Below are 21,851 nucleotides of genomic sequence, written 5' to 3'. Positions count from 1 at the left end.
GGGAGCACATCGACATGTCCGGTCTTCTTCGTTCGCGTGGGGTATGGGTGGCCGTGTTGCTCGCCGTCGCGGCGGCCACCCTGCCCTGGTGGATGTCGGGCTATATCCTCGGCGTGCTCACGGTCGCGTATTACTTCGGCGTGTTCGCGATGTCGTGGGATCTGCTGTTCGGCTTCGCCGGCGAGGTGAATTTCGGCCCGACGTTCCTGATTGGCCTCGGCGCCTATTCGGCGGCGATCATCGACGCCCATTGGGGTTTGCCGATACCTGTTTGCGTGATTGCGGGCGGCCTCGTCGCGCTGGTGGGCGGCCTGCTGCTCGCGGTGCCCGCGCTGCGGCTGCGCGGCCCGTACTTCGGCCTCGTCACGCTCGTGGCGGTGCTGCTGCTGCAGAACGCCATCGTGATTTTCGCGGGCGTGACGGGCGGCGAGATCGGCATGATGGTGCCCGACGTGATGTCCGTCGACGCCAACCACAACTACTGGATCGCGCTGGCGTTTCTGGTGGTGTGCGCGATCCTGCTGTTCGGCCTCTCGCGCTCGGCAATCGGCCTCATCTTGCAGGCCAGCGGCCAGGACGCCACCGGTGCGCAGGCATTGGGCTTCAACGTCACGCGGCACAAGCTCGTGGCCTTTTGCATCAGCGCCGTGTTTTCGGGCGTGGCGGGCGCGATGCTCGTGTTCTATCAAGGCACGGCTTCTGTGAGCACGGTGGTGGACTTGAGCGTAGGGGTGCAAATCATCATCGCGGCCGTGCTCGGCGGACGCCGCACGATACTCGGCGCCGTGCTCGGATCGATCTTCCTGATCGTGGCCGGCGAGTTCCTGCGCCCGCTCGGCCAGCTCAATACGTTCGTCGTCGCGGCCGTGGCGCTCGCGGCGCTGCTGTTCTTTCCGGACGGCCTGCTCGGCAACTTGCTGCGTACGAAGGAACGCCAATGAACGAAACGCCGCTGCTCTCGGTGCGCGGGCTGACCAAGCGCTTTGGTGGTCTCGTCGCGGTGAAGGACATTGGTTTCGACATCTGGCCCGGCGAGATCCTGGGCCTGATCGGACCCAACGGGTCCGGCAAGTCGACCGTGATGAAGCTGATCATGGGCATCGAGCGGCCCAACGCGGGCTCGGTCAAGGTGAACGGCGTGGAGATGGCCGGCTGGGCGCCGCACCGCATTGCGCGCGCGGGCGTGGGCATCGTGTTCCAGCATTCGCGCCCGCTGCATCGGCAAACGGTGCTGGAGCACATCAAGCTCGCGCTGCTGCCGGACTCGCTCGTCAAGCTCGCGGCAGAGCCGCATGTGCATCAGCGCGCGCAGGAAATTGCCGCGCGCGTGGGTCTGGCCGGCGTCATGCACCGGCATCCGGCTACGCTGCCGTTCGCGGACCTGCGCCGCATGGAAATGGCGAAGGCGATTGCGCGCGACCCGCAGGTCGTGCTCATCGATGAACCCTTCGCAGGACTCACGGTTGCCGAATCGGAGGCATTCTCCGAGCTGATTCGCGGTTTTCGCGCGGAGGGCCGCGCGGTGCTGCTGGTCGATCACAACGTCAAGAGCCTTTCAGCGCTCGCCGACCGGGTGCTCGCCATGTACCTTGGCGAGCACGTTGCCGAAGGCACGGCTGAAGAAGTGATGCAAAACGAAACGGTCCGCCGCGTGTATCTGGGCGGCAAGCTGGAGCTGCGTCAGCGCTCGAGCTTTGCGGGCGAGGCGAAGCGCGACATCCTCGAGGTCTCCGACCTGCGCGTGCTGTACGGCAAGGCATGCGCGCTCGACGGCGTGAGCCTCCACGTTTGCGAGGGCGAGTTCGTTTCGGTGGTCGGCCTCAACGGCGCGGGCAAGACGACGCTGTTCAACGCTCTTTCCGGCCTGCTGCCGTACAAGGGGACGATCCGCTTCGACGGGCGCGACCTGAAGGGTATGAGCGGGGCGGCCGTGTCGCGCGCGGGCCTCGTGCAATGCCCGGAAACGCGCGAACTGTTCGGCGACATGACGGTGCGCGAGAATCTCGAACTCGGCGGCTATCATCTATCGGACGAGGTGCGCAAGAAGCAGCTCACGTGGCTCTTCGACCTCTTTCCCATCCTCAAGTCGCGCCAGCGCCAAACCGCGCGCACGCTCTCGGGCGGCGAGCAGCAAATGCTGGCCATTGCGCGGGCGCTCATGCCCCAGCCCAGGCTGCTGATACTCGACGAGCCGACGCTCGGGCTCGCACCCGTGATCCTCGAACAGCTTTCGAAGGCGCTGGATGCGCTGCAGCAGTCCACGCCCATTACCGTGCTGCTGGGCGAGCAGAACGTTCGCTTCGCCCTGCCGCACGCGGATCGCGTTTATGTGCTGGAACATGCGCGCATCGTCTGGGAGGGGAGCGCTTCGCGTTTCGAGGCGGAGATGGGGCGCGGCTTTCTCGAAGCGGTGCCCACCAGCGCTCCTCACGCGCTGACCTCGGGCGCTACGCGTTGAAGGCCACGCACCGCGTCTTCACGCCTGGGTTTCAGCCGCGGTCTCAGCCACAGCCTCTGCGCTTTGCGGTTCCAGCATTTTCACGTCGTGCAGCCACCGCGTGGCCTTGGCGATCGCGCGGGAGAGCCGCGCCACCTCGTTCAACTGCTCTATCACGTCGTTGCCGAAGCGGAAAAGGAACGCCGCGCCCTCGCTGCGCAACTGCAGCGCGGACATGATGTGCTGGCGCGCCGAGTCGGACTGGCCTTCGATTTCCGGCTTGGCGTTGACGATGCTCGTCACGACGTCGGCCTCCGGGTGCGCGATCATCTGCACGGCAAGCGTGAAACGCTCGAGGACGGACCTGGCGAATTGCACCAGCTCGGGGTTGCTCGCCAACACGGTCACGTCCGCGCTTTGCGCGGCGCGCCTCTGGCTCAGCGCGAGCATGCTCGTGGTGGCCACTTCGCGGATGGCGTCGAGGCAGGTCGCAATCCGCGCGAGATCCACCAGTTGCCGCCCTTCGTCGTCGCTTTGCACGGCGTCGGAGAGCTTGCCGATATAGGTGAGTATGGCGGTGCTGAGCGAGTCCGCCGCCTTGTCCTCGATCGTCACCGAGGAAAGCGCCTGCGTGGAGCTTTCGACAAGGAGCCTGGCGCTATGCTCGACGAGAATCTGCACGAGCTTGCCGAGCGAAGCCAGTTCCAGTTGCACGCGGGCGATCGCGAGCGCCGGCATTTCGACCAGCGTTTCATCGAGGTAGCGCGGCACGCCGGGGTCCTGCCACCCTTCGCGCCGCGCCGGGGCCAGGCGTTCGGCGAGCTTCGCAATCGGCCCGGTGAACCAGATCAGCACGAGGGTACTGAACACGCTGAACACCGTGTGTGCATTGGCGGCCTGGCGCGGCGTTTCCGCCGCGAGGCGCGCAGCGCCGGTCAGCTCGGGCGCGGAAGGCGAGATCGTGCGCACGAAATCGGCGAACTGGGGAATCACAAAGGCGAAGAACAGCACCCCGAGCACGTTGAAGATCAGGTGGACGATACCGACTTGCGCCGCCTCCGCCGATTTGCCGATCGACGCGAGCAGCGCCGTGCCACAGGTGCCCACATTGGCGCCGAGTATCAGCGCAATGCCCGATTCGAGCGGAATCAGCCCCTGGCTGCCTAGCGCGATCACGATCGCGAGCGTGGCCGCCGAGCTTTGCACGATGGCCGTGAACACCGCGCCGATCACGATGCCGATGAGCGGATTGCGCATGTTCTGCATCGCGTCGATGAACGGCTGGTAATCGCGCAGCGGACGGGTCGCGTTGCCCATCATCTCGATGCCGAGAAACAGCAGGCCGAGGCCGAGCAGCGCGCCGCCCAGCTCGCGCAGCGTTTCGCGCTTCGCGAAGCCATAGAGCAGGAAGCCGCCGCCGAGCATGAACGGCGTGAGCGCGGAGATATTGAACGCGATGATCTGCGCGGTGAGCGTCGAGCCGATATTGGCGCCCATGATCATCGGGATGGACTGCATCAGCGTCATGAGCCGCGCGGAAACGAAGCCCACCAGCAGCACCGTGGTGATGGTCGACGAATTCAGCAGCGCAGTGATGCCCGCGCCCGCCAGCACGCCGCGAAACCGGTTGGCGGTGAGCGAACCCAGCAGCGATTGCAGGCGCGCGCCGGCAATCGTTTTGAGCGCCCCCGTCATCAGATCCAGCCCGAACAGGAACAGGGCGAGCCCGCCCACCAGCAATCCGGTCACCTCGACCAGGTTCAGGTTCGCACCAGGCAGCATGGCATTGGGCCCTCGCTCTCTAGACGGGACGAAACGATTCTACGCGTCATGGTACTGCCTCGTGGCCGCGCCGCGCTGTTGCGGGCTCACGGATTTTTTCAGCGCGGGTATCGAGCGAATGACGAGCTTTTCCAGCTCCACCACGAGGAAGAAGAGGATCGCGCCCGCCACGAGCCAGAGCCAGGCCGAGAGCGGCAGGGACTCGGTATCGAATACGGCGTGAAAGGGCAGCGTATAGGTGAACAGGATCTGCAGCACGACGACAGCGCCGATCCCGTACCAGAGATACGGGTTGCCCATGTGCGCGCGCACCGATAGCGCCGAATTGATCAGCGAGCGGCTGTTGAGCAGATAGAAGACCTGTCCCAGCGTGATGGCGTTGACCGCGGCCGTGCGCGCCATCGAGTTGGGCACACCCTGCGACTTCATCCAGAAGAATGCCGCGAGCGTATAGAGCACGAGCGTGGCGCCGACAAAGAGAATGCGCCACACGCCGAATGGTGTGACGATAGGACGGTCGATCGAGCGCGGCGGGCGCTGCATCACGTCGTCCTCGTGAGGCTCGAACGAAATGACGAGGCCGAGTGCGACGGACGTCACCATGTTCACCCACAGCACCTGCGGCGCGGTGATCGGCAGCACGAAGCCGAACAGGATCGCGATGGCAATCACGGCGCCCTGGGCGATATTGGTGGGCAGCATGAAGAGCATGGCCTTTTCGATGTTGTTGTAGACCGTGCGCCCCTCCTTCACCGCCGCCGAGATCGAGGCGAAATTGTCGTCGGCGAGGATCATGCCCGCGGCTTCCTTCGTGACTTCCGTGCCCTTGATGCCCATCGCCACGCCGATGTCGGCCTTCTTGAGCGCCGGCGCATCGTTCACGCCGTCGCCCGTCATGGCGACCACCTGCCGGTTGGCCTGGATCGCCTTCACGAGCCGCAGCTTGTGCTCGGGGCTCGCGCGCGCGAACACATCCACGTCGCGCACGCATTCCTGCAGGGCGGCGTCGTTCATCGCCTCGATCTCGGTGCCGGCCACGGCCGTCCTGCCGTCGCCGATGCCGAGCATGCCCGCGATCGCGGCGGCCGTGACCTTGTGGTCGCCCGTGATCATCGTCACGCGGATGCCGCCGCCGTGGCATTCGCGCACCGCATCGATCGCCTCCTTGCGCGGCGGGTCCATGAGGCCCACTAGACCGAGCAGCACGAGTGTCTTCGGCAGGTCCTGCGGGCCGAGGTTGCCCACTTCGAGGCCGGGGTCGGGCAGCCAGGCCAGCGCCAGCACGCGTTCGCCCTGCGAGGCGAGCCGCTCGCCTTCGCGCGCAAAGCGCTCGCGGTCGAGCGGCGCGGGGCCGCTCGCCGTTTGCTGGCGGTCGCAATTTTCGATGATCACTTCCGGCGCGCCCTTCACGAGCAGCATCTCGCCTTGCGCCGATCGGTTCAGCGTGGCCATGAACTTGTGTTCGGACTCGAAGGGAATGCCGTCGATGCGTGGCGCGGCCGCGGCTTCCGCGCCGCGGTCCATGCCGAGCTTGCCGGCGAACGGGTAGAGCGCGCCCTCGGTCGGGTCGCCTTCCACTTTCCATTTGCCGTCTTCTTCGAAGAGGCCGGCGTCGTTGCAGAGGATGGATACGCGGCCCATGAGCGTGAGCACTTCCGGCGGGGCGGCGCCGAGCGCCTTGCCGCCCGCGCGGACGTCGCCTACGGGGGCGTAGCCGTCGCCGGTCACTTCATAGGGCGCATCCGCCGTCACGACCGAGGTGACCATCATCTCCATGAGCGTGAGCGTGCCGGTCTTGTCCGAGCAGATGCGCGAGACGGAACCCAGCGTCTCGACCGCGGGCAGGCGGCGGATGATGGCGTTGCGCTTCGCCATGCGCTGCACGCCAATGGCGAGCGTGATGGTGATGAGCGCCGGCAGGCCTTCCGGGATCACCGAGACCGCGATGCCCACCACGGCCTGGAACAGCTGGATGAAGGTCATGTGGCCGAGCCAGTGGCCCCATGCGAAGAGCAGCACGCTGAGGATGCCGATGGCGATGGTGATGACGTATCCAAACTTCTTGATCTGGCGTAGCAGCGGCGTTTCCAGCGAGCTGACCTCGGCGAGCATCTGGTTGATGCGGCCAAGCTCCGTCTGGCTGCCCGTCGCCACGACGATGCCGGTTGCGCGGCCCGAGAGAACCATCGTGCCGGAAAAAGCCATATTCTCGCGGTCGCCCACGGTAGCTTGCGCCGGCACCGCGCCGGTGTTCTTCTCCGCAGGCACGGATTCGCCCGTGAGCGCCGCCTCTTCCGTGCGCAGGTTCCGCGCCTCCACGAGGCGGATGTCCGCGGGGATCTTGTCGCCCGATTCCAGCAGCACGATGTCGCCGGGCACGACCTCGTCGGCGGGGACGAGGCGTACCTCGCCGGCGCGCAGCACGCGCGCTTGCGCGGAGAGCATGTTGCGAATCGAGTCGAGCGCTTTCTCGGCGCGCCCTTCCTGCAGGAAGCCCAGCAGCGAGTTGAGGATGACCACCGCGAAGATGATCGAGGCGTCGAGCCACAGGCTCAGCATCAGCTTGATGAAGCCCGCCGCGAGCAGCACGTAGATGAGCACGTTGTTGAACTGGGCAAGGAACCGCACGAAGGGGCCGCTTTTCTTGCCCTGGGGCAGTACGTTCGCCCCATGGGTGGCGAGGCGCTGCGCGGCGTCCGCCACATCGAGCCCTTGCGACGGATTCACGTTGAGCTGGCGCTCGATCTCGGCAGCGGGCATGGCGTGCCACTGCACTGCGCCCCCACCTGTTGCCGCATTCTCGGCAGAACTCATCTTCGCCCCCTTGGTTGCGCAGAGATTCAACGCAATAGTAAGTTTTTTTCGCAACAGGCACGCGCAACCTGGTGCGCGCGCAGTTTTGTTGGGGGCCGCCGCCGCGGGATGTATGGCAACATCTTCCCGCCACGACCCGCCCGAGTCATTCCATGCGCATCACGCCGCTGCCGCCGCTGCCCTGCCTCGTCGCGTTCGAAGCCGCCGTGCGTCACGCCAGCTTCACGCGTGCGGCTGCCGAACTGCACCTCACGCAAAGCGCGATCAGCCGCCAGATCCCGTTTGCTCGCCCGGCTATCTCGCGGGACGCGCGCTCGCGCCTGCCGATCTGGCGGGCGAAACGCTGCTGCTCCTCGAAGACGGCCAGCGCCAGTGGATGGCGTAGACGCGGTGCGCCTTGCGGTGCGCGAAGAGATCCAGAAGGGCGCCACGCAGATCAAGATCATGGCGTCGGGCGGTGTGGCCTCGGCCACGGACCCCATCAACAATACGCAGTACTCCGAAGATGAAATTCGCGCCATCGTGGCGGAGGTGGCTTCCGTGCAGCAGAAGGGGCGCGAATCGCTGGAGGTCTATGCTAAGGCCGGCGTGCAGATGGGGTTCGGGTCCGACCTGCTCGGCGAGATGCACGCGTTTCAGACCGGCGAATTCCGCATTCGCGCGGAAGTGCCGTTGTGGCCGGTAACGGCGAGCGGATCGAATATGTGCTGCAGCGAGGGAAGATTGTGAAGGCGCGGGTGAAGGGCTGATCGTTCCAGCTTTGATCGACGGTCTCTCATGGTGTGGCGGCGGCCCTATGCCGTCACCGCCTGAGGACTTCAGAATATAAGCAAATGCTCACCTTCGGCTACTCGCATTCAGCGACGCACGAGCGCCACGACGTAGACGCACGGGCCCTTGCCCGGATTGAAAAACGCGCAGTCGGCAGGCGGCCCGAGCTGCAGGCAGTCGCCGGCTTCGAGCGTGTGAACCTGCTCGCCTTCCTCGAATACCAGTGTGCCGCTGCGCACCCAGATCTGCTGATGCTGGAACGTGAACGCCGACGCCGGATACGCAACGCGAATCCCGCCCGGCAACGCGATCTCCACCAGGTCGAGCATGCCGCCGTTGCGCGGCGAGACGGCCCGGCGCGTGTAGCCGGTTTCGGGGTCTTGCCAGATCTGCTGATCGGCGGCGCGGCTCAAACGCTCGCCGGTTTGCTCGGCGAGCGCGAGCAGCATGGAGAGCTGCAGGCCGAAGGCGCCCGAGAGCCGGCCGAGCACGGTAGCGGTGGGGCTCGCTTCGCCGCGTTCGATCTTGCTGATCATCGCCCTGGAAACGCCCGAGCGCGCGGCCATGTCCGCGAGCGACCAGCCGCGCGATTCGCGCTCGATGCGCACGCGCGTGGAAATGGCGGAGGTGGGGTCGGTGAGCGCGCGATTCATGCCTGGAAGATTGGCGGGCTGGGCAGGGGTGAGTCGATTATACGGGCCTGCTTGTGGCGTATCGCTTTGGCGCGGAGATTTTGAACGGCTTCTCGCTGCTGCGAGACCTGGCTTCGCCAGCGGGCAGCGCAGGGCGGATGACACGGGCTATCCACGCTGGCCCGTGTCATGCGGCGCGACTGTTGCCGCAGTTTTGCGCGGCCCCGGCTTCCGGCGGTGGCCAGTGCTTACGACGAACGACCCGCCACGACCCAGGGTCGCACCGACGTCACGACGTTATGTCAGTTCCCGGGTGATGAACTGCGCGCGCCCGCGGCCAAAGGACCAGTCCGCATCGTCGTTCTCGACGATCGACACGATGACGTCGTCCGGCGAAATGCCGCATTGGGTTTGCAGCTTTTCGACGAGCAGGCGATAGAACTCGACCTTTTGCGGCTCGGTGCGCTTGCGGCTTACCGCCGTCAGTAAGATGACGTCTTTCGATCGCGTGTACCCGAGTCCAGTGTCGTCCACCACCAGCTCGCCATGACGATGCTGCGAGACGCTCTGGTAGCGATCGGTCGCGGGTACATCGAAGGCCTGCACCATGGCCTCATGGGCGGCGTCGAGGAGCGCACGCACCTGTTCGTCGGTGCGGCCCTCGATGATGTCGAATTTGAGCATTGGCATGTGAACTTCTCCTCGAGTGGGACAGCGTCAGGGTGGCACTCGGCCAGGCGGTCAGACCTGAGTGCCGGGATTCGAGTTGAAACTGGTTATTCGCGCCAGTAGTGATTGGCTGCGGCAATCGTGGCGAACTCAGCCGCCACGATGTGCCCGACCTGAAGCAGCATGCTCGCGTCGTTCGCATACACGTCACGCAGTTTTTCCCGGATAGCCTCATCCGGCTGGGTTGTCTTGATGACTAGCCGCGCCATCTTGATGGCGAGTTGCCGCCCTTCTTCCGGTGTCGCGGTGATGAGCGTATTGCCGGGAACCAGTGTGATATTCATCTTGACGGACCTATCTATTCAGGATCGCGAAATGAATCGTAGTTGAGTAGTACGCTTCGACATTCGCAATTATTGCTGGCGGCGTGCGAACGAAACCGGGTAGGCGGCGGAACGCGCATTGATCATCGGATCTTCCACTTCAATGCCGGGCGGCAAAGCGTTGGGAAGGAACAGCAGACTACGTTGGGCCGCCTCATTGTCCGCCGCCGCTTTCGTGATCGAGATCGTGCCCAGTTCCACGGTGCGATGCGCGCTCGACCACGCTACAGACGGATCGTCGAGCTTGTCGCCGGATTGAGCGATCTGCAGAACGAGACGGAACCGCGCGGGCGCACGCGATACGCGCCGGCGGATTTCCGACTGCAGGTAGAACCCCGAAGTAGGGCAGTGACCCATAGCTGCGCGGGAACGGCTTGTGGGCGGTGAGGAGTGCCTTTGCCACCGCATGGCTTCCCAGATAGGCGTCGAGCGGAGTCGGCTTCGGTGTGTTCGGGCCACTCGAGCGCTCGCAGCGTATTTTTCCGAGGCAACTGGCCGCCCGGTCAGCGAGCACTGCTTACGCGAAGGCCGGCTCATCTGCCAATATCGCATCGTCAGGAAATAACGGGACCACGCTGCCCGCGCTGCACGGATCGGAACCCGGCACGCGCCAACTGCGGTGCTTCGTTTCGGCAAACATACGCCAGCCGGTCGTCCGGGACAAATGACGATCCGTGATGGGTGGCATCACATTCAGTGAACCCCGCAAGAGACGTTTGCCTGAGCCCTTCGCGGCAATACCGGATCAATCCCAGGTTTCATTAGTATCCGTTCGTCTACTATAGTAGATGGCATCGAGCGCACCGAAAAGGAGCCGCCATGCCGCGTGAAATCCGTCTGAACGCTTTCGACATGAACTGCGTGGGCCACATTCAGCAAGGCTTGTGGACGCATCCGCGCGACCAGTCGAACCGCTATACGGAACTCCAGTACTGGACCGACTACGCGAAGAAGCTCGAACGGGGCCTCTTCGACGGCATTTTTTTCGCGGATGTCGTCGGCGTGTATGACGTCTACGGCGGCAATGCCGACGCCGCGCTGCGCGGCGCAGTGCAGGTGCCCGTGAACGACCCCGCGCTCGTCATTCCCGCCATGGCCGCGGTGACGCAGCATCTGGGCTTCGGCGTGACGGCCAATCTCACGTATGAGCAGCCGTTTCTGTTCGCGCGGCGCATGTCCACGCTCGACCATCTCACGGGCGGGCGCATCGGCTGGAACATCGTGACGGGCTATCTCGACAGCGCGGCCCGCGCCATCGGCATGGACAGCCAGAACGCTCACGACGACCGCTACGATCTGGCCGACGAATACATGGCGCTCGTGTACAAGCTCTGGGAAGGGAGCTGGGACGACGACGCAGTTATCAACGACCGCGCCGGCGGCATCTACGCCGACCCCGCGCGCGTGCGGAGGATTCATCATCGCGGGCCGCAATACAAGGTCGATGCGATGCATCTGTGCGCGCCGTCGCCGCAGCGCACGCCGGTGCTGTACCAGGCGGGGTCGTCCGCGCGTGGCAGGCGTTTTGCCGCGACGCACGCCGAGTGCGTGTTCATCAATGGTCAGAAGATGGAAGGCGTGAAGGAGATCGTCGGGGACATTCGGGCGCAGGCCGTGCAGCTCGGGCGCGCGGCCGACGACGTGAAAGTCTTTCTGGGCGCAACGCTGATCGTCGGACGCACGGATAGCGAAGCGCGCGAGAAGTTCGACGAGTACCGGCGCTACGCGAGTTCGGAAGCGGCGCTCGCGCACGCGGCGGCGTCGCTGGGCATCGACTTCGCGCGTTACGACCTCGACGAGCCCATCGAGACGGGCAAGAGCCAGGCGATCGTGTCCAACGTCGAAGCCATGACGCGCAGCGCCGGGCCGCAATGGACGCGCCGCAAGCTGCTCGAGCAGATGGTGCTTGGCAGCCGCCAGGCGCCGTGGGTGGGGTCGGCTGAGCGCATCGCGCAAACGTTGATCGAGTGGAGCGAAACGGCGGGCGTGGATGGCTTCAATCTCTCGCGCACGGTGGTGCCGGAATGCTTCGACGACGTGGTCGAACTGCTGGTGCCCGAGCTGCAAACACGTGGCGCGTATAAAAGCGCGTATCGTGAGGGCACCCTGCGCGAAAAGCTCTCCGGCGGCGCGCGCCTGCCGGCCTCGCACGCGGCAGCGCAGTATCGCGGCGCGCGCGTGAACGAGGCATGAGCGAGGCATGAAAATCGGGCACTGAATTCCCGCTACGAGGAGACCGCGGCAAGCGGGCAAGAATATGGTAGACAAATCCCTCTTTCGCGACGCCATGTCCGGTCTTGGCGCCGCCGTGAACATCGTCACCACCGATGGCGACGCCGGGCGCGCCGGCTGCACGGCGTCCGCCGTGTGCGGCGTGACGGACGAGCCGCCCACGCTGCTCGTCTGCATCAATCGCACGAGCCGCAACAACGCGATCCTGCGCGCGAACGGGCGGCTCTGCGTGAACGTGCTGGCGGCCGACCAGCGCGAGGTGGCCACGCGCTTCGCCACGAAAGACATGGACATGGCCGAACGTTTCGCGCTCGCCGAGTGGTATCGGCTCGAAACGGGCGCGCCCGCGCTGCGCGGCGCGGTAAGTTCGTTCGATTGCCATATCGCGCGCACGACCGAAGTCGGCACGCATACGGTGTTCTTCTGTGAGATCAAGGCGGCGCGCATGGTGGGCGGCCGTGACGGCCTGATCTGGTTCGGCCGCGCGTTTCATCGTGTGCTCGCGCAGGCGCATGCGGCCGCGGCGGCCTGAGCGTGGCGGGCACGCCTTCCCGAGGCGCTGCCGGTTCTCGTTCTTCTGACGAAACGGGGCCGCCAGGGCGTGGCGCAGCGCAACGCGGCAAGGCCGCATCGCTCGCGTTGCTGCTCCTCGCGCAGGTGGCGGCGATGGGCGTCTGGTTTTCGTCGAGCACCGTGGTGGCCCTCATCAAGCAGGCGCACGCCATTGCCGCCTTCGACGAAGCCTTGCTCACGAGCGCCGTGCAGTGCGGCTTCGTGGCCGGCACCATCACGTCCGCGTTGCTTTCGCTGCCCGACCGCTACGATCTGCGCCGGCTGCTCGCGGGTTCCGCGCTCGTGGCGGCCGTGGCCACAGCCTCGCTCGCGTGCCTGCCGCCGGTTGGCGGCGCGGTCGTCGCGCTGCGGTTCATCACCGGCATGTGCATGGCGGGCGTGTATCCGGTCGGCATGCGGCTCGCGGCCACCTGGGCGCAAGGCGATCTCGGTCTGCTCGTCGGCCTGCTCGTGGGCGCGCTCACGCTCGGCTCGGCAAGCCCGCATCTGCTGGCGGCCACGGGCGGGCTCGGCTGGCGCACGATCTATGGCGTCGCCGCGGCATGCGCGGCGTGCGCCGCGTTGCTGATCGGCTTTGCGGGCATCGGGCCGAATATCCGGCGCGCCACGCGCATCGACTTTGCGAAGGTCACGCAGGCGTGGCGGCGGCCCGCCTTGCGGCTCGCCAATCTCGGCTATCTGGGCCACATGTGGGAGCTTTACGCGATGTGGGCGTGGCTCGCGCTGTTCCTGCAGCAGACGTTCGTCGCGCGCGGCATGGCCAACGCCCGCACGCGCGCGGAATGGATGACTTTCAGCGTGATCGCGATCGGCGCGGCGGGCGCGTGGCTCGGCGGCGTGCTGGCGGACCGCATGGGGCGCACGGCCGTCACGGTCGGCGCGATGGCGACGAGCGCAACGTGTGCCGCGCTGATGGGCTGGCTGGCTCACGCGCCGCTCGTCGTGATGGGTGCTGTCGCGCTCGTGTGGGGCGTCTCGGTGATCGCCGATTCCGCGCAGTTTTCAGCGAGCGTGGCCGAACTGGCCGACCCGGATTCGGTCGGCACGCTGCTGACCGCGCAGACCTGCGCGGGGTTTCTGCTCACGCTCGTGAGCATTCATCTCGTGCCGTACGCGGTGGCGTGGGTGGGTTGGCGGGGCGGCTTCGGCATGCTGGCCGTGGGGCCGGCGCTCGGCTGTGTCGCGATGCTGCGGTTGCGGCGGCATCCCGATGCGGTGCGGCTTGCGGGCGGGCGTCGGTGATCCGCAGGGCCCAGGCGCGCGGGAATCGAAAAGCAGAGGAAAACTGAACAATCGGCGTGCGCGATGCGATGCGGCGCGCTGCGTGGTTCCACGCGCCCCGCCGTTCGTGGACCTTTCCACAGAACCACGACATGCGGTAACTTAACGCGGATATTGGCTACGTCCCGCGCAAGAGGAGCTTGTCACGCATGTCAGCAAGACTGAACGAATTCCAGCAGCCCATTGGCGACCCGGTCACCGGCTGGCAGCCGCGCGAGCGGCCTGCGCGCGTGACGATCGAGGGCCAGTTCTGCCGCATCGAGCCGATCGACCTCGACCGCCACGCTGCCGATCTCTTCGAAGCCTACGCCACGGCGGCCGACGGTCGCGACTGGACCTACCTGTTCGCCGAGCCGTTCACCGACTTTGCCGCGTTTCGCGAGTCCCTCGCGAAAGCCGCGGCATCGAGCGACCCGTTCCATTACGCCGTGATCGACCGCGCGAGCGGGAAGGCCGTGGGCACGTTCGCGCTCATGCGCATCGAGCCGGTGCACGGCGTGATCGAAGTGGGCAGCGTGACGTTTTCGCCGCGGCTGAAGCAAACGCCGCTTTCCACCGAGGCGCAGTACCTGCTGATGCGCTACGTGTTCGACGACCTCGGCTACCGGCGCTACGAATGGAAATGCGACAGCCTCAACGCGCCTTCGCGCAAGACGGCGCTGCGTCTGGGCTTCCAGTTCGAGGGCATTTTCCGCCAGGCGATTGTGTACAAGGGCCGCAACCGCGACACCGCGTGGTTCGCGATCATCGACCGGGACTGGCCGCTCGTGAAAGCCGCGTTCGAGCAGTGGCTCTCGAAAGAGAACTTCGACGCGCAAGGCCAGCAGCGCGCGTCGCTTGTCGGCTTGAGAGAAGCGGCAGCGTCCTGAATGTCCGCGGCGATCCTTTACTGCCACACGCGCGCGGACAACTCCGCGCGCAAGCGCTACGACGAATTCGCGCAAGCCGACGATTTCGTACGGTATCGGTTGCAGTTCTAAACCGCTGTCTGGGTGTGGCGCGCGGGTGCGCGCAAACGGGAGCCTCGGGCGGAAGCTGAATGCGCGGGCCAGCGTTCCCACGTCCCCAGCCCAATAGATAGGATTGTAACGAGCATTGTCACGATCATTTCATCGGTATAGGATGAGTGCGAATAAACCACCACGGTTTGATGTGCATTGCACAAATTCACCTCCCAGCCTATGTCAGAAGCCTCAACGAACTCGCTCGTCGTGCTGCGCGGCGCGCCCGCCCAGCATGCTGCGCATGTTGCGCGCAACGCCGGCGTGGCGTTCGACGCGGCGTGGCTCGACGCCTTACGCGTCAACCAGTCCGCCGTCGAGCGGCGCACAGCCACGCTCGGCACGCGCCGCGCGGTCAAGAAGGACGCGCAGGCCGCGTGGCTCCTGAAGGCCATCACCTGCATCGATCTCACCACGCTCAACGGCGACGACACCGAAGGCCGCGTGCGGCGCCTGTGCACGAAGGCGCGCCACCCCGTGCGCGCCGACCTGCTCGCGGCGCTCGGCTTCGCGCCCGAGGCCATCACGACGGGCGCGGTGTGCGTGTACCACCGCTTTGTCGCGGCCGCCGTGGACGCGCTGGCGGGCAGCGGTATTCCCGTCGCGGCCGTCTCCACCGGCTTCCCGGCTGGCCTCAATCCGCACGCGCTCAAGCTCAAGGAAATCGAGGCCTCCGTTAAGGATGGCGCCGAGGAAATCGACATCGTCGTCACGCGTGAGCACGTACTCACCGGCAACTGGCGCGCGCTCTACGACGAAGTGCGCGAGTTTCGCGCGGCCTGCGGCGAGGCGCATCTGAAGGCGATTCTCGCCACGGGCGACATCCGCGTGCTGTCGAACATCGCCAGGGCGTCGATGGTCTGCATGATGGCGGGCGCGGACTTCATCAAGACGTCCACGGGCAAGGAAGGGACCAACGCCACGCTCGACGTTTCGCTCGTGATGGTGCGCATGATCCGGGAATACCGGGAACGCACTGGCGCGCAAGTGGGCTTCAAGCCCGCGGGCGGCGTATCGAACGCCAAAACCGCGCTCGCGTACCAGATCCTCATGAAGGAAGAGCTGGGTCGGCCCTGGCTCGAGCCCGAGCTGTTCCGCTTCGGCGCTTCGAGCCTGCTCGCCGACATCGAGCGCCAGCTCGAACACCACGTGGGCGGCCGCTATTCCGCCTTCCACCGCCACCCCGCAGCCTGAACAGACCATACCGATGAGCGTAGCCGAGTATTTCCGAACGATGGATTACGGTCCCGCCCCCGAGGACGATCAGCCCGTGCGCGCGTGGCTCGCGCAGCACGAGGCCACGTTTGGCCATTTCATTGACGGCGCGTGGCGCGCAAGCGCCGATGGCGCGCGCTTCGAAGTGCGTGCGCCCGCCACGGGCGAGGCGCTCGCCGCCGTGTCGCAAGGCGCTGCGGCGGATGTGGCGGCGGCGGTCGCGGCGGCGCGCTCGGCGCAACCCGAGTGGTACGCCATGGGCGGCGCGGCGCGCGCGCGGCATCTCTACGCGCTCTCGCGCATGGTGCAGCGCCACAGCCGCCTCTTCGCCGTGCTCGAAGCGCTCGACAACGGCAAGCCGATTCGCGAGGCGCGCGATATCGACGTGCCGCTGGTGGCGCGCCATTTCCTCCATCACGCAGGCTGGGCGCAGCTTCAGGAGAGCGAGCTGGAAGGCTGGTCGCCGCTTGGCGTGATCGGCCAGATCGTGCCGTGGAATTTCCCGTTGCTGATGCTCGCGTGGAAAGTGGCGCCCGCCATCGCACTCGGTAACTGCGTGGTGCTCAAGCCCGCCGAATACACGCCGCTCACCGCGCTGCTGTTCGCCGAACTGGCGCATCGCGCCGGCCTGCCCAAGGGCGTGCTCAACGTGGTGACGGGCGACGGCAGCACGGGCGCGGCGCTCGTCGAGCATCCCGGCGTCGACAAGATCGCCTTCACCGGCTCGACCGAAGTGGGCCGCCTCATCCGCACCGCCACGGCCGGCACGGGCAAGTCGCTCACGCTCGAACTGGGCGGCAAGTCGCCGTTCATCGTGTTCGACGACGCCGACCTCGACGGCGCCGTGGAAGGCGTCGTGGACGCCATCTGGTTCAACCAGGGCCAGGTATGCTGCGCCGGTTCCCGGCTGCTGGTGCAAGAGGGCATCGAAGCGCGCTTTCTCGAGAAGCTCAGGCGCCGCATGGCGACGCTGCGCGTCGGGCCCTCGCTCGACAAGGGCATCGACATTGGCGCGATCGTCGATCCCGTGCAGCTCGAACGCATCGAGTCGCTCGTAGAAGCCGGGCGGCGCGAAGGCTGCAACGTGTGGCAGCCGCGCGAAGTCGAGCTGCCAGCGGGTGGCTGCTTCTATCCGCCGACGCTCGTTACGGGCATTGGCCCCGCCTCGACGCTCGCGCAGGAAGAAGTCTTCGGGCCAGTGCTCGTGGCCATGAGCTTTCGCACGCCGGAAGAGGCCGTAGCGCTCGCCAACAATTCGCGCTATGGCCTCGCCGCGAGCGTGTGGAGCGAAACCATCGGGCGCGCGCTCGACATCGCGCCGCGCCTGCAATGCGGCGTGGTCTGGATCAACGCGACGAACCTCTTCGACGCGAGCGTGGGCTTTGGCGGCTACCGCGAATCGGGCTTCGGCCGCGAGGGCGGTCGCGAAGGCGTGTTCGAATATCTGAAGCCGGCCGCATGGAGCAAGCTGCCGATGCGCGCGCAACGCGAGGCGCGCCCGCCCGCACCAGACTTTGCGCACGCGGGCACCGGTCTCGATCGCACTGCGAAGCTTTTTATCGGCGGCAAACAGGTGCGGCCCGATAGCGGCTATTCGCACGCCGTCTACGCGCCGAACGGCGAATGGGTGGGCGAAGTGGGCGAGGGCAGCCGCAAGGACGTGCGCGATGCCGTCGCCGCCGCGCGCGGCGCGAGCAAGTGGACGCAGATGAGCACGCACGCTCGCGCCCAGGTGCTGTACTACCTCGCGGAAAACTTGAGCGCGCGCGCCGAAGAATTCGCGCGGCAGCTCACGCGCCGCGCGGGGCACGACGCGCGCGCGGCCGAGCGTGAAGTGGAGATGGCGATCGACCGGCTTTTCAGCTATGCGGCGTGGGCCGACAAGTTCGATGGCGCGGTGCATACACCGCCGTTGCGCGGTGTCGCGCTCGCCATGCACGAGGCGCTGGGCGTGGTCGGCATCGCTTGCCCCGACGAAGCGCCGCTGCTCGGCTTCGTTTCGCTGATCGCACCGGCGCTCGCGATGGGCAATCGCGTCGTGGCGCTGGCGAGCGAGGCGTGCCCGCTGGCGGCAACGGACTTCTATCAGGTCGTGGAAACGTCGGACGTGCCTGCGGGCGCGCTCAACATTCTGACCGGCGAGCGCGCCGCGCTGCTGCCGGCCCTCGCGAAGCACGACGACGTGGACGCGCTCTGGTGCTTCGGCACGGCGGCCGATTCGTCCCTCGTAGAGCGCGAGTCGGTTGGCAATCTGAAGCGGACCTTCGTCGATCATGGCCGCGAGGTTGACTGGTTCGACCGGACGAGCGCAGGATTGCCGTTCCTGCGCCACGCCGTGCAGGTGAAGAACATCTGGATACCGTACGGCGACTGAGCGCTTCGAACAAGAAAGCGCCAGCCCCCAGCTTTGCATGGGGCCGCACTAAGCGCTAAAGCGCCAAGTGCGGCCGACAGGAGACAAACATGCTGAAGAATCTTGACCCGCTTCTGAACGCCGATGTCCTGCAAGCGCTGCGCGCGATGGGTCACGGCGACGAACTCGTCGTGTGCGACGCCAACTTCCCCGCCGACTCCGTTGCGCGCGCAACGGTGCTCGGCAAGCTTCTGCGCATCGACGGCGCAGACGCGCCCCGCGCCGTGCGTGCGATCCTCTCCGTGCTGCCGCTCGACACCTTCGTCGAAGCCCCGGCCATGCGCATGGAAGTGGTGGGCGAACCCAACACGATTCCCACCGTGCAGCACGAGGCGCAGGCCGAGGTCGACGCCGCGGAAGGCCGCGCCGTACCGTTCGCGCCCATCGAACGTCATGCGTTCTACGCGCGCGCCCGCAAAGCTTACTGTGTGATCGCCACGGGCGAAACGCGCGGCTACGGCTGCTTCGTGTTCACCAAAGGCGTGCTGCTCGCACCCGACGCACCGCGTGCGAAGGAGCACGGCCAATGAGCGGACGCGTCGTCATCCTCGGCATCTATGTGACCGATCTCGCGTTCCGTGCGAGCCGCATGCCGATGATCGGCGAGACCCTCGCCGGATCGGCATTCGCGATGGGGCCGGGCGGCAAGGGCTCGAATCAGGCCGTGGCCGCCGCCCGCGCGGGCGCGCAAGTGGTGTTCTGCACGCGCGTGGGCAACGACGCGTTTGGCGACATCGCGCGTGCGACGTGGGCCGCCGAAGGCATCACGGCGCGCACCCAGGCGGTGGATGGCCTCGCCACGGGCGCGGCGCACATCTTCGTGGACGACACGACCGGCATGAACGCGATCATCGTCGCGGCGGGTGCAGCGGGCACGATGGAGCCCGGCGACGCCGAAGCGATCGAAGCCGATATTGCGGCCTCCCAGGTATTCGTCACGCAGCTGGAACAGCCGCTCGCGGCAGCGCGGCGCGGCCTCGAACTCGCGCGGCGGCATGGCGTGAAGACGGTGTTCAATCCGGCGCCCGCCATGGCGCTGCCCGACGACATCTTCCCGCTTTGCGACTACCTCACGCCCAATGAGACCGAGGCGCAGGCGCTCACGGGCATCGAGATTCGCAACGCCGACGACGCGCGCCGCGCGGCCGACGTGCTGCTCGCCAAGGGCGCGGGCGCCGTCATCGTGACGCTGGGCGAAGCCGGCGCGCTGCTCCATACGCGCGATGCTTCGGTCCTGCTTCCCGCCTTCAACTGCGGCCCGGTGGTGGAAACGGCGGGCGCGGGCGACGGCTTCACGGGCGGCTTCGCGGCAGCGCTCGCGCGCGGCGACGACGCGCTCACGGCCACGCGCTTTGGCTGCGCGCTGGCGGGCATCTCCGTCACGCGTCCCGGCACCGCGCCTTCCATGCCGCGCAGAGAAGAAGTCGACGCCATGCTCGCACGCACGGCGGACGCCGGTGCGCATTGAACGTTGCCAGGTGAAAACACACCGCAAAGGATGAGGTCCATGAAGTCTGCACTCTTTGCCAAATGGTTCGGTGACCGCCAGTTGAACTTCCTGCTGGCCGTGAACCTGCTGGTCGTGCTGGTCGCGGTCTGGGTGTCGCGCGGGCAGTTCGTCGGCATCGACAACCTGCAGTCGATGGGCGCGCAACTGCCCGAAGTCGCGCTGCTCGCGCTCGGCATCATGCTCTCCATGCTGTCGGGTAACGGCGGCATCGACCTTTCCGGCGTGGGGCTCGCGAATCTTTCGGGCATGATCGCCGCGCTGGTGGTGCCGCACCTCGTGAGCGGCGACGACTCACCCGTGCTCTATACGGCGCTCTTCTGCGTGATCGTAGTGTGCATGGGACTCCTTGGCGGCCTGCTGAACGGCGTGGTGATTGCGCGCCTCGGACTCACGCCTATTCTCTGCACGCTCGGTACACAACTGCTTTTCACGGGCTTCGCGGTGGCGCTGAGCAACGGCGCCTCCGTGCACGTGGATTACGTCGAACCGCTCGCCGATATCAGCAACGGCACGTTCTTCCAGGTGCCGATCTCGTTCCTGCTATTCGTGGCCGTGGTCGTGCTGCTGGGCTGGCTGCTCAGGCGCACGCCGTTCGGGCTGCGCCTCTACCTCATGGGCACGAACCAGCGTGCGGCATTCTATGCCGGCATTCCGCGCGCGCGCATGCTGATCATGACCTACGCGATGTGCGGCGTACTCGCCTCGCTCGCGGGGCTCGTGAGCGTTTCGCACACGCTCAGCGCGAAATGGGACTACGGCAATTCCTATCTGCTGATCGCCATTCTCATTGCGGTGATGGGCGGGGTGAATCCGGCGGGCGGCTATGGACGCATCATCTGCGTGTTCTTTGCCGCGACGGTGCTGCAATTCCTTTCGAGCCTCTTCAATCTGATGGGCGTTTCGCAGTTTTTCGGCGATTGCGCCTGGGGCTTCCTGTTGTTGCTTTCGCTCGCGTTCGCGGGCGGCGAGCGGGTACGCGCGATTTTCGGTCTCGGCGCCTGGGCGTCTGCTGGCAAAGGGCGGACCTCGGGCTGACTGGCTCAACCGTGTAGCAGGCGGGCCTCGTGCCTCGGAGGTCCGCCGCCATCCATTTCGGGGCGACATACGACATAAAAACGGAGACAAGGAACATGAAGATCAAGCGACTCAGCGTGGCAATTACAGCGTGTGCACTTGCCGCTGGCATGGCGGCCGTTGCGTATGCGGCGGAAAACCCGACCATCGTCACGGTGGTAAAGGTGACCGGCATTAGCTGGTTCAATCGGATGGACGACGGCATCAAGGAATTCGGCAAGGACAATCCGAACGTTTCGGTCTACCAGACGGGGCCAGGCCGCGCGGACGCCGCGCAGCAACTGAAGATCATCGACGACCTGATCGCAAAGAAAGTGAGCGCGATTGCCGTCGTGCCGTATGACCCGCCCACGCTCGAACCGGCGCTCAAGAAGGCGATGGACCGCGGTATCAAGGTCGTCACGCACGAAGCCGACAACGAAAAGAACACGATGGTCGACGTCGAGGCGTTCGACAACTCCGCCTACGGCGCCGCGCTCAACGACCGCCTGGCCTCATGCATGCACAACGAAGGCAAGTGGGCGACGATGGTCGGCTCGCTCGGCAGCCGTTCGCAGGTGCAGTGGGCCGACGGCGGCATCGACAACGCGAAGAAGAAGTTCTCGAAGATGCAGCTCGTCGAGACCAACCTCGAAACCAACAACGACGGCGAGCACGCCTATGAAGTGGCCAAGGAAGTGCTGCGCAAGCATCCGGACATCAAGGGCTTCCAGGGCTCGTCGTCGCTCGACGTGATCGGCATTGGCCGCGCCGTCGAGGAAGCGGGCCTGCAGGGCAAGATCTGCGTGTACGGCACCGGCTTGCCGACCGAGGCCGGCAAGTACCTCGAAAGCGGTGCGATCAACGGCATTGCGTTCTGGGATCCGAAGCTGGCGGGCATGGCGATGAACAAGATCGCGATGATGCTGATCGACGGCAAGACGGTGGAGAACGGCGCGAACCTCGGCCTGCCGGGCTACGAGAAGGTCACGGTGTCGAAGGGTCCGGGCAAGGGCATCATCGTGCGCGGCCAGGGTTGGGTGAGCGTCGACAAGTCGAACTACAAGCAATACAACTTCTGATCG

Annotated in this window: 17 protein-coding genes and 3 pseudogenes; 14 read left to right on the top strand and 6 right to left on the bottom strand. The window is 66.1% G+C overall.

What is annotated here, in order from left to right; genetic code table 11:
- Positions 1–14 precede the first annotated feature (14 nt).
- The gene (locus tag M3I56_RS06375) at positions 15–941 is read left to right on the top strand and encodes a branched-chain amino acid ABC transporter permease (protein ID WP_254353039.1); all 927 of its coding nucleotides are present in this window, start codon (positions 15–17) and stop codon (positions 939–941) included.
- On the top strand, positions 938–2,458 hold the full coding sequence (locus tag M3I56_RS06370; protein WP_254353038.1) for an ATP-binding cassette domain-containing protein: 1,521 nt from the start codon (positions 938–940) through the stop codon (positions 2,456–2,458). Before M3I56_RS06375 ends, M3I56_RS06370 begins: the two co-directional genes overlap by 4 nt.
- Before the next feature lie 18 nt (positions 2,459–2,476).
- Here M3I56_RS06370 and M3I56_RS06365 read toward each other — a convergent pair whose 3' ends face one another.
- Positions 2,477–4,219: a Na/Pi cotransporter family protein gene (locus M3I56_RS06365; RefSeq protein ID WP_254353037.1), complete on the bottom strand. Its 1,743-nt coding sequence runs from the start codon at positions 4,217–4,219 to the stop codon at positions 2,477–2,479.
- Positions 4,220–4,258: 39 nt separating this feature from the next.
- A complete protein-coding gene (locus M3I56_RS06360) occupies positions 4,259–7,033 on the bottom strand; it encodes an HAD-IC family P-type ATPase (protein ID WP_254353036.1) in 2,775 nt (924 codons plus the stop codon).
- A gap of 152 nt (positions 7,034–7,185) precedes the next feature.
- Here M3I56_RS06360 and M3I56_RS06355 point away from each other — a divergent pair.
- Together M3I56_RS06355 and M3I56_RS06345 are read left to right on the top strand one after the other, a co-directional pair.
- A pseudogene (locus M3I56_RS06355) lies at positions 7,186–7,311 on the top strand (LysR family transcriptional regulator); the annotation flags it as partial.
- A gap of 22 nt (positions 7,312–7,333) precedes the next feature.
- A pseudogene (locus M3I56_RS06345) lies at positions 7,334–7,782 on the top strand (amidohydrolase family protein); the annotation flags it as partial.
- Positions 7,783–7,890: 108 nt separating this feature from the next.
- On the opposite strand, the gene M3I56_RS06340 reads toward M3I56_RS06345, so the two are convergent.
- From M3I56_RS06340 to M3I56_RS06325, 4 genes are all read right to left on the bottom strand, one after another.
- On the bottom strand, positions 7,891–8,457 hold the full coding sequence (locus M3I56_RS06340; protein WP_254353035.1) for an XRE family transcriptional regulator: 567 nt from the start codon (positions 8,455–8,457) through the stop codon (positions 7,891–7,893).
- 276 nt (positions 8,458–8,733) lie between these two features.
- Positions 8,734–9,126 carry a tautomerase family protein gene (locus M3I56_RS06335; protein WP_254353034.1) on the bottom strand — a complete coding sequence of 131 codons (393 nt, stop codon included), beginning with the start codon at positions 9,124–9,126 and terminating at the stop codon, positions 8,734–8,736.
- An 86-nt stretch (positions 9,127–9,212) separates the two neighbouring features.
- Entirely contained in the window at positions 9,213–9,449 is a 237-nt protein-coding gene (locus M3I56_RS06330) for a hexameric tyrosine-coordinated heme protein (RefSeq protein WP_254353033.1), read from the bottom strand.
- A gap of 69 nt (positions 9,450–9,518) precedes the next feature.
- Positions 9,519–9,845, bottom strand: coding sequence for a hypothetical protein (locus M3I56_RS06325; RefSeq protein WP_254353032.1), 327 nt, complete (start codon positions 9,843–9,845; stop codon positions 9,519–9,521).
- Between the two features lie 462 nt (positions 9,846–10,307).
- Here M3I56_RS06325 and M3I56_RS06320 point away from each other — a divergent pair, with 462 nt between their 5' ends.
- From M3I56_RS06320 to M3I56_RS06275, 10 genes and pseudogenes are all read left to right on the top strand, one after another.
- On the top strand, positions 10,308–11,681 hold the full coding sequence (locus tag M3I56_RS06320; RefSeq protein ID WP_254353031.1) for an LLM class flavin-dependent oxidoreductase: 1,374 nt from the start codon (positions 10,308–10,310) through the stop codon (positions 11,679–11,681).
- Positions 11,682–11,745: 64 nt separating this feature from the next.
- Positions 11,746–12,252, top strand: a complete 507-nt coding sequence (locus tag M3I56_RS06315) for a flavin reductase (RefSeq protein ID WP_254353030.1) — start codon at positions 11,746–11,748, stop codon at positions 12,250–12,252.
- 2 nt (positions 12,253–12,254) lie between these two features.
- A complete protein-coding gene (locus M3I56_RS06310) occupies positions 12,255–13,535 on the top strand; it encodes an MFS transporter (protein WP_254353029.1) in 1,281 nt (426 codons plus the stop codon).
- A 188-nt stretch (positions 13,536–13,723) separates the two neighbouring features.
- Positions 13,724–14,440 (top strand): annotated as a pseudogene (locus tag M3I56_RS06305) (GNAT family N-acetyltransferase); the annotation flags it as partial.
- A gap of 315 nt (positions 14,441–14,755) precedes the next feature.
- Complete coding sequence (deoC, locus tag M3I56_RS06300; protein WP_254353027.1) at positions 14,756–15,769, top strand: deoxyribose-phosphate aldolase; 1,014 nt, start codon at positions 14,756–14,758, stop codon at positions 15,767–15,769.
- Between the two features lie 13 nt (positions 15,770–15,782).
- Complete coding sequence (locus M3I56_RS06295) at positions 15,783–18,164, top strand: aldehyde dehydrogenase family protein (RefSeq protein ID WP_254353026.1); 2,382 nt, start codon at positions 15,783–15,785, stop codon at positions 18,162–18,164.
- A gap of 89 nt (positions 18,165–18,253) precedes the next feature.
- The gene (locus M3I56_RS06290; protein WP_028204477.1) at positions 18,254–18,733 is read left to right on the top strand and encodes an RbsD/FucU family protein; all 480 of its coding nucleotides are present in this window, start codon (positions 18,254–18,256) and stop codon (positions 18,731–18,733) included.
- The gene (gene rbsK / locus M3I56_RS06285; RefSeq protein WP_254353025.1) at positions 18,730–19,671 is read left to right on the top strand and encodes a ribokinase; all 942 of its coding nucleotides are present in this window, start codon (positions 18,730–18,732) and stop codon (positions 19,669–19,671) included. Before M3I56_RS06290 ends, rbsK begins: the two co-directional genes overlap by 4 nt.
- Positions 19,672–19,710: 39 nt before the next feature.
- Positions 19,711–20,748, top strand: a complete 1,038-nt coding sequence (locus tag M3I56_RS06280) for an ABC transporter permease (protein WP_254332832.1) — start codon at positions 19,711–19,713, stop codon at positions 20,746–20,748.
- Between the two features lie 95 nt (positions 20,749–20,843).
- The gene (locus M3I56_RS06275) at positions 20,844–21,848 is read left to right on the top strand and encodes an autoinducer 2 ABC transporter substrate-binding protein (protein WP_254353024.1); all 1,005 of its coding nucleotides are present in this window, start codon (positions 20,844–20,846) and stop codon (positions 21,846–21,848) included.
- The last annotated feature ends 3 nt before the right edge of the window (positions 21,849–21,851 follow it).

The sequence above is a fragment of the Paraburkholderia sp. CNPSo 3281 genome, assembly GCF_024206515.1.
Classification (GTDB): Bacteria; Pseudomonadota; Gammaproteobacteria; order Burkholderiales; family Burkholderiaceae; genus Paraburkholderia; species Paraburkholderia nodosa.
Note: the sequence above shows the minus strand (reverse complement) of the source record. Positions and strands in the feature narration are given on the sequence as shown.